Source organism: Embleya sp. NPDC005575, from assembly GCF_040605455.1.
GTDB lineage: Bacteria > Actinomycetota > Actinomycetes > Streptomycetales > Streptomycetaceae > Embleya.
Genome location: NZ_JBEXCV010000287.1, coordinates 1 through 5433 on the forward strand (window position 1 = coordinate 1; position 5433 = coordinate 5433).

A 5433-nucleotide genomic window follows, 5' to 3' on the forward strand; every position below is an offset into this window, starting at 1 on the left:
CCGACCGCGCCGCCTGCGACCGGGCGACCGGGTCGCGGTGGTGTGCCCCGGCAGCCCGGTCGAGCCGGACCGGCTGCGCGCCGGTTGTGCGGTGTTGACCGATCTCGGTCTCGAGGTGGTGTTGGGCGCGCACGTCCTGGACGGGCAGGGGCTGGGATACCTCGCCGGGACCGACGGCGGCCGCGCGCGCGATCTGGAGGACGCCTGGTGTGATCCCGGGATCGCCGCGATCGTGTGTGCGCGCGGCGGTTACGGCGCGGCGCGGGTGCTCGACCTGCTGCCGTGGGAGGCGCTGGCGGCGGCGGAGCCGAAGGTGCTCGTGGGGGCGAGCGACGTCACCGCGTTGCACGCGGCGTTCGCCGCCCGACTGGGCGTCGTCACCCTGTTCGGGCCGATGCCCGCCACCGCCGGGTTCGGCGCGCCGGCCGGCGGACCGCCCGACCCGGACACCCTCGCCCATCTGCGGGCGACCCTGTTCAACCCGGAGGACGCGGTGGAGTTGACGTCCCCAAATGCCCACCCGTTGGTGGCCGGCCGAGCCCGCGGCGTGACCACCGGCGGCACGTTGAGCCTGGTGGCCGGCTCGATCGGGTGTCCGGAGTCGTCGCCGGCGACCGGTGCGATCGTGCTGTTCGAGGACATCGGCGAGCAGCCGTACCGCATCGATCGACTGCTCACCCAACTGTTGCGCTCGGGCTGGTTCGCGGGGGTGGCGGGGGTGGTGACCGGAACCTGGACGGACTGTGGGCCGGTCGAGCGGATCGAGGCGGTGCTGCGCGATCGGCTTTCGCCGCTGGGTGTCCCGGTACTGGCCGGGCTGGGCTTCGGTCACGGGCCGCGTCAACTCACCGTGCCGCTGGGCGTCGAGGCCGACCTGGACGCGGACGCGGGTACGTTGACGCTGACTTCGGCGGCGCTGCGGTGAGCGACTCGCCCGCATCGGGTGCACCCGTTCCGGGGACGCTGGTGCACCTGGACGGAACCGTCGCCGACCGTGCCCGGCCCGCGCTGCGCGCCGACGACCTCGGGGTGCTGCGCGGCGACGGCGTCTTCGAGGCACTGCTGATCGTCGACGGGCGACCCCGGTACCTGGACGAGCACTTGGCCCGGTTGGCCCGGTCGGCCGCCGCTCTGCGCATGCCGCCGCCGGACGCCGAGGCGTGGCGGCGCTGCCTGGCGGTGGCGATCGACCGGCACGGCGTCGTCGGTGAGTCGTACGCCCGGCTGGTGCTGACCCGAGGGCCGGAGGGCGGCGGCCCGGGGACCGGCTACGTGCTGGTCGACCCGATTCCGGCGAGCACGCGGCGGGCCCGAGCCGAGGGGGTGCGTACGGTGACGGTGACCCGCGGTGTCGTCGCCACCCCGGCCGATCGGGTGCCGTGGCTGCTGAGCGGGGCCAAGACGCTGTCGTACGCGGTCAACATGGCCGCCCAGCGGTGGGCCCGCGCGCACGGCGCGGACGACGCGATCATCCTGGCCGAGGACGGCACGGTCCTGGAGGCACCGACGGCCGCCGTGGTGGTGGCGAGCGCTCACACGCTGCGGACCCCGCCGCTCGATCTGGGCATCCTGGCGAGCATCGCGCAGCGGCGGTTGTTCGATGCGGCGGCCGGGGCCGGTTGGAAGTGCGGCCACGCGCGGCTGTCGGTCGCCGATCTGCGCGCCGCGGACGGCGTTTGGCTGGTCTCCAGCGTCCGGCTCGCCGTGCGGGTGACCGCCATCGACGCGGTGCCGTGCCCGCAGAGCCCGCGGCACGACGAGATTGTCGATCTCCTGCGGGCCGATTGACCACACCGGCGCGGGATCGGTGCAAGGTGGCGGGCAGGCACCTGAGAAGGGGAGCCGCGGGCCGGAGCGGGGGAGCCGGGGTGCCGGGTACCTTTCGGCCCACCCGGCTCCGGTCGGGGCGGGCCGGAACCGTGGTCGGGTTGCGGTCGGTGCGGCGGGCTTCGGGTCCTCGGTGTCGCCGGCCGGGTCGGCGCGTCGGGCACAAGGAAGCGCGAGACGCTGTACAACTCCTCGCGGGTTTCCGCGAGTTCGCGTTCGGGCGTGGTGTGGGCGAGGATGCCCGCGCCGGCCCGCGGCCACGTGCGCTCACCATGTCCGGTGGCGGCGACGGTGCTGGTCGCGCCTTCCATGGTCGATGTGGTCGCGTCGACGCCCGTGCACACGAGTGCGTACGGCGTCTCCCCCCAGTCACTTCGGCTTCGTCCCCGTAGGCGACGAACTCGTCCGCAGTGGAGGCGGCGAGAGCGGCGGCGACGGCGGACGGACCTCGGGGCGGGGCACGCGTGGCGGGTCGCGGCGCCGGGGTCCGCCCGCGCACCGCACGTCGACCGGTGGCGGGTGGCGGTGCGGGCGCCGACGATGAAAAGCACGGGGGTCGTTCTTCGTCGCCTTCTCCGGAGGTTCTCGTCATGCCCGTGGTCACCAACCCCTACGTGCCCGGCACACCCTGTTGGGTCGATCTGATGGTTCCCGACCAACAGGCCGCTCTCGACTTCTACCGCGACCTGTTCGGGTGGCAGGGCGAGGTCGGGCCGCCGGAGACCGGCGGTTACGCCGTTTGCTCGCTGAACGGGAAGGCCGTCGCGGGCATCATGACCGCGATGTCCCCGGACGGCGGGCCGACGCCGCCGACCGCGTGGACCACCTACCTGGCCACCGCCGACGCGGACGCCACCGAGCAGGCGATCAAGAAGGCCGGCGGCACGGTGGTGATGCCGGTGATGGACGTGATGACGCTCGGCCGGATGGGCGTGGTCGCCGAGCCCACCGGCGCGGTGTTCGGTCTGTGGCAGGCCCGGGACTTCGGTGGCTCGGAGGTGGTCAACGAGCCCGGCGCGGTGATCTGGAACGAGCTGAACACCGGCGACGTCGCCGCCGCGAGCGCGTTCTGCTCGACCGCGCTGGGCCTGGAGGCCGCGTCGATGGAGGGCGCCGAGGGTTACTACTCGCTGAGTGCGGCCGGCCGCGTGGTCGGCGGGATGCAGGACTTGGACCAGTTGCCGCCCGGTACGCCCGCGCACTGGCTGACGTACTTCTCCGTGGACGACACCGACAGCACCGTCGATGCGCTGGTTCGGGCCGGCGGCAACGTGCTCAAGCCCCCGTTCGACATGATGGCGGGGCGGATGGCCGTGGTTCAGGATCCGCAGGGCGGCGCGTTCGCCGTGATCCAGGCGGTGGGCCCGGCGACGTCCTGAGCCCGGCCCGCGCCGGGCGCCCTTCCGAGCCCGACGCTCTCTTGAATTCGGCCCGCCCCCGGCCTCGCGAACCGGCGCAGGGGCGGTGCCCGGATCGACCGAAGCCCGCTCGATGCGGTGGCATCGAGCGGGCTTCGTTGCGTGACCGACCGCGGCGGGTCAGGCGGCGATCGGGGTGGGCCCGGTCGTTTCGGCCGGGGTCGGGTGGGTTTCGTCGGCGAGTGCCTCGAAGCCGCGCAGGCGCAGACTGTTGCTGATCACGAAGACCGAACTGAAGGCCATCGCGGCGCCGGCGAGCATCGGGTTGAGCAGCCCCGCGGCGGCGAGCGGCAGGGCGGCGACGTTGTAGGCGAAGGCCCAGAACAGGTTGGACTTGATGGTGCCCAGCGTCCTGCGGGCCAGCCGGATCGCGTCGGCGGCGGCGCGCAGGTCGCCGCGGACCAGGGTCAGGTCGGATGCCTCGATCGCGACGTCGGTGCCGGTGCCCATGGCCAGGCCGAGATCGGCGGTGGCCAGTGCCGCCGCGTCGTTGACGCCGTCGCCGACCATGGCCACGATCCGGCCCTCGGCTTGGAGCCGGGTGACCACGTCCACCTTGTCCTTGGGCATCACCTCGGCGTGCACGTGCTCCGGGTCGATGCCCACCTGCGCGGCGACGGTGTGCGCCACGGTGGTGTTGTCGCCGGTGAGCAGGATCGGGGTGAGTCCGAGTTCGCGGAAGCGCCGGATGGCCTCGGCGGAGGTGGGCTTGACCGCGTCGGCGACCACCAGGACGGCGCGGGCCTTGCCGTCCCACGCCACCGTGACGGCGGTACGACCGAGTGCCTCGGCATCAGCCATCGCCCGTTCGAGCTCGACCGGCAGGTCCAGGGCCCATTCGGTGAGCAGCCGGGTGCGGCCGACCAGGACGGCGTGGCCCTCCACGATGCCCTGCACGCCGAGTCCTTCGACGTTGGCGAAGTCCTCGGGATCGGGCAGGTCCCCGACGCGCTCGGTCGCACCGGTGGCGATGGCCTGGGCGATCGGGTGCTCGGAAGCGTTCTCCAGGGCACCCGCGAGACGCAGCACCTCGTCGAGGTGCTCGCCGCCGGCGAGGTGGGTGTCGAGGAGGGTCATCCGGCCGGTGGTGACGGTGCCGGTCTTGTCCAGGACGATCGTGTCGACGCGGCGGGTGGATTCCAGGACCTCGGGGCCCTTGATCAGGATGCCCAGTTGTGCGCCGCGGCCGGTGCCGACCATGAGGGCGGTGGGGGTGGCCAGGCCCAGGGCGCAGGGGCAGGCGATGATCAGGACCGCGACGGCGGCGGTGAACGCGCCGGCGATGCCCTGTCCGGTGCCCCACCAGAAGCCGAGGGTGGCGGCGGCCAGTGCGATGACGATGGGCACGAAGATGCCGGAGACCTTGTCGGCCAGGCGCTGCACCTGGGCCTTGCCGTTCTGGGCGTCTTCGACCAGACGGGCCATCCGGGCCAGTTGGGTGTCGGCGCCGATCCGGCCGGCCCGGACGACCAGTCGGCCGCCGGCGTTGACGGTCGCGCCGGTGACGGTGTCGCCGGGACGGACCTCGACGGGCACCGATTCGCCGGTGAGCATCGAGGCGTCCACGGCGGAGGTGCCCTGCTCGATCACGCCGTCGGTGGCGATCTTCTCGCCGGGGCGGACCACGAACAGGTCGCCGACGGCCAACTGCTCGACCGCGATGCGCTCCTCGCGGCCGTCGCGCAGGACCGCCACGTCGCGGGCGCCGAGTTCGAGCAGGGCCTTGAGGGCGGCGCCGGAGCGGCGCTTGGCGCGGGCCTCGAAGTAGCGGCCGGCGAGGATGAAGGTGGTCACGCCGGCGGCGGCTTCGAGGTAGATGTTGCCCGCTCCGTCACCGCGTTCGATGGCGAAGGAGAACGCGTGGGTCATGCCGGGTTCGCCGGCGGAACCCCAGAAGAGGGCGTACACGGACCAGGCGAGCGCGGCGAGGGTGCCCATCGATACGAGCGTGTCCATGGTCGAGGTTGCGTGCCGCAGGTTGGTCCACGCGGCCTTGTGGAACGGCCACGCGCCGTACGCGACGACCGGCCAGGCCAGCGCGAGGGAGAGCCACTGCCAGTTGGTGAACTGCAGGGCCGGCACCATCGCCATCGCGATCACCGGCACGGTCAGTACGCCCGAGATCAGCAGCCGGTCGCGCAGGGCGCGGACCCGACCCCCGTCCGGGTCCGCGCGCGGCGCCCGGGCG

Annotated in this window: 4 protein-coding genes; 3 read left to right on the top strand and 1 reads right to left on the bottom strand. The window is 73.4% G+C overall.

The annotated features are described in order from the left end of the window. The 3 genes from ABZS54_RS41930 to ABZS54_RS41940 form a co-directional block, all read left to right on the top strand. Positions 1-925, top strand: a 925-nt coding sequence (locus tag ABZS54_RS41930) for an LD-carboxypeptidase (protein ID WP_355548385.1), incomplete at its 5' end; no start/stop codon positions are given. Continuing rightward, on the top strand, positions 922-1788 hold the full coding sequence (locus tag ABZS54_RS41935; protein ID WP_355548388.1) for an aminodeoxychorismate lyase: 867 nt from the start codon (positions 922-924) through the stop codon (positions 1786-1788). The genes ABZS54_RS41930 and ABZS54_RS41935, both read left to right, overlap by 4 nt. Before the next feature lie 629 nt (positions 1789-2417). Beyond that, positions 2418-3206 (top strand): VOC family protein, encoded by a 789-nt coding sequence (locus tag ABZS54_RS41940; protein ID WP_355548391.1) that lies wholly within the window; start codon positions 2418-2420, stop codon positions 3204-3206. A gap of 159 nt (positions 3207-3365) precedes the next feature. Here ABZS54_RS41940 and ABZS54_RS41945 read toward each other — a convergent pair. Next, the coding region (locus tag ABZS54_RS41945) for a copper-translocating P-type ATPase (RefSeq protein WP_355548393.1) at positions 3366-5433 on the bottom strand (2068 nt) is incomplete at its 5' end.